2 protein-coding genes and 2 pseudogenes are annotated in these 2,777 nt (G+C 65.5%); 3 read left to right on the top strand and 1 reads right to left on the bottom strand.

Annotated features, from left to right (window positions below):
• Positions 1 to 209 precede the first annotated feature (209 nt).
• The 3 genes and pseudogenes from AB0M27_RS47275 (at position 210) to AB0M27_RS47265 (ending at position 2,478) form a co-directional block, all read left to right on the top strand.
• A complete protein-coding gene (locus AB0M27_RS47275) occupies positions 210 to 500 on the top strand; it encodes a hypothetical protein (RefSeq protein ID WP_365732385.1) in 291 nt (96 codons plus the stop codon).
• Between the two features lie 224 nt (positions 501 to 724).
• A pseudogene (locus AB0M27_RS47270) lies at positions 725 to 862 on the top strand (ISAzo13 family transposase); the annotation flags it as partial.
• A gap of 398 nt (positions 863 to 1,260) precedes the next feature.
• Positions 1,261 to 2,478 (top strand): MFS transporter, encoded by a 1,218-nt coding sequence (locus tag AB0M27_RS47265; RefSeq protein WP_365732384.1) that lies wholly within the window; start codon positions 1,261 to 1,263, stop codon positions 2,476 to 2,478.
• A gap of 142 nt (positions 2,479 to 2,620) precedes the next feature.
• On the opposite strand, the pseudogene AB0M27_RS47260 reads toward AB0M27_RS47265, so the two are convergent.
• Positions 2,621 to 2,777 (bottom strand): annotated as a pseudogene (locus tag AB0M27_RS47260) (IS982 family transposase); the annotation flags it as partial.

The following is a 2,777-nucleotide window of genomic DNA, read 5'->3' as shown; positions in this document are numbered from 1 at the left end:
CGACACCTCGAAGCGTGAAGAACGGCCGTCCTGCTGTCCCGAGAACGAACCAAGATCAGCGGGTCAGGTGAACGGCCGAGGTTAAACACCAAGTTTAGAAGCTGTTGTCTTTCCGAGCTTGGAGACTGCGTTTCTGGTGGTCAGGTATAGGGGTGGCGGCAGCGTGGGAGTGGTGGCTCATCGTGTCGTCGCTCCTGTGGAGGTCGCGGATGCCGTCGGTGGTCGGACTGCTGGAACAGCACGAGCTGGCTGCTCGCCGTCGGGTGGACGAGCTGCGTGAGGAAGCCGACCGCATTCAGGTCGAATTGGCCGCGGCCGAGCAGGAATGGCAGGAGTGGACGATCGCCCGCCAGCGGGTCGGTGTGCTGCTGTCCGCGCCGGCCGACGCAGGGAGCGCGGACGAGGCCCCGGCGCCGGTGACGGCCGCGGCGAAGCAGAAATCGCCGCTGACCTGCCAGGCGGAACCTGTCAAAGCGATCAAGGCAGGTAGGTCGTTCTAACGTTGCGCCGGTATCAGTGTGAGGCGACCCCGGCAAAGTGCGCACCACGCGCTACCGATACCGGGAACGGCCATCCCTTCACCCTGGCCGACCACCGGATGAAGACAACTGTCCATAGTCAAACAAGACTTGTGGAGCGCCCGGTGCCGTGAGAGCGGCACACCGGGTGCGGGAAGCGCCTCGGGGGAAACGGTTCGATCGAAAGACGAGACCGCGCCCCGGGTCGACTTCCCCACGGGCTCTTCTCGCACATCACCATGAACTGGCGCGGGCGCCCGCTGACCAGCCACGAAGTCATCGTCCAGTCCATCGCCGCGACCACCACCCGCACCGGGCTGCGCGTGAGCGCCGCCCTCGACACCGCGGATAGCTGGGAGATCGACGGGCACGACTCAAGAGGTCGGGTAGCCCCGGGCGTCTCAGCCCGGGGCTACCCGACCGACTCAGGATCAGCGATCAGGCCCGCCACCTGGACGGATGATTTATCGGCACTCGCAATGCTCCAGGACCCGGGTGCGCGTCGCCTGGCCCTTGTCCGTGAGCTTGTGAGGTACCCGAGCTCGTGTCGTGCTTCCATACGCCACACGATACCGCAGAGTGGGCTTGACAGCCCAGTCTTGAGGGCTATTAACTCTGCGAAGTGGGCTGCCAAACCCACAAAAAGGCTCGGCCCGACCTGGGCTTGGCGACTACTCGCACACCTACCGGAGGTTGATCCGTTATGTCGCGACTGAACGCGCCCCCTCTCGACGATGCAGACGTGTCACCAGTGATCAACCGGCCTCGCCAGGGCAGAACGCTCTGGCTGGCATTCTCAGCTGCGATCGTCTCCGTGGTGGCCTCGTTTGCCGCGTCGGCCGCACCGATCCCCCTGCTCAACACCTACCGCACCGAGGACGGGTTCACCAACGCCGGCTTCTCGCTCGCCTTCGTCACCTACTCCGTCGGCATTATCGCCGCACTCTTGCTTCTGGGACGACTGTCCAATCATCTAGGCCGACGGCGCACCGCGATCGCCAGCCTCGGCCTGCTCCTACTGGGCTGTCTGCTGCTGCTGAACGTGCACGACATCGGCACTCTGCTGGCCGGTCGGCTCCTGATGGGTGTCGGTACGGGGTTGGCCAGCAGCAGCCTCACCTCCTACATCGTCGACGCCGCGCCCACCAGGCCGGCATGGCTGGCCTCCGTCGCGTCCAGCCAGGGACCCATGCTCGGCCTCACCCTCGGCGCCATCGCCGCCGGCGCCCTGGTCCAGTTCGCCCCCTGGCCACGCGAGCTCATCTACCTGGTTTGCGCCGGTCTCCTCGTACTGTCTGCCGCACTCATCGTCGCCAGCCCGGAGACCGCGAAGCCGACGCCGGGCGCTTGGCGATCACTGCGGCCCCGGGTCCGCGTACCGGCTCAGGTCAGGCGTCTGCTCCCTGTCGCGGCCGTGGTGTTCGTGACCGCCTATGCGACCGGGGCTTTCTACCAGTCCTTCATGCCCGCGCTGGTCGAAGATCAACTCCATACCCGCAGCCCGCTCATCCTCGGACTGGTGTTTGCCTGCTACATGGCCCCCAGCGTTCTCGGCGCTCCCATCGGCGGCCGGTTCACACCAGCGGCAGCCCAACGCATCGGCATGATCATCGTCCTGATCGGATGGATCGGCATCATTACCGCCATCGCCATCGGCACACTGCCGTTGTTCATCGCTGCAACCATCGTCACCGGCGTCGGTCAAGGCATCGCCGTCAGCGCCGCCACCCGCGGCCTGCTGTACGGCAGCACGCTGGCCGACCGGGCGCCGATCTTCAGCGCGATCTACCTCCTCTGCTACAGCGGCGCCGCCATCATCAGCCTCATCTTCGGGCAGCTCTCGAACGCCTTCTCGCTATCACAGATCGCGCTCGGATACGGCGCCCTTGCCGTTATCGCCACCCTGTTCACTGCCCTCGCCGCACACAACCCGCACACGGACCCGACCAGCCAACGGTGAGTAATCACATGACGAACCTCACCGTCAGAGCATTATCGACGTGCCGCTCCATAGGAGCGGCGAACAACACGCACGGCGGATCCTCGCCGAGTACACCGGGCATTACAACTCCGCTAGGTGATCAATTCCAAGGGGTCTGTGGTTAGTGGTCGTAGGCGGTCAGTGAGCGAAGGACGGGCTGGCCGGTGTGGTCGTTGTGCCAGATCGCGGCGGTCAGCGCGAGGATGCGCTGCATGACACGGGCGATCACGCCGCCCGGTGTACGGCCTCGGTGCTGTTCGAGGTTGAGCTGGCCCTTG

The sequence above is a fragment of the Streptomyces sp. NPDC052107 genome (assembly GCF_040680215.1).
Lineage (GTDB): Bacteria > Actinomycetota > Actinomycetes > Streptomycetales > Streptomycetaceae > Streptomyces.
The sequence above is the reverse complement of the archived record's forward strand: the minus strand, read 5'-3'. Positions and strand labels throughout refer to the sequence as shown.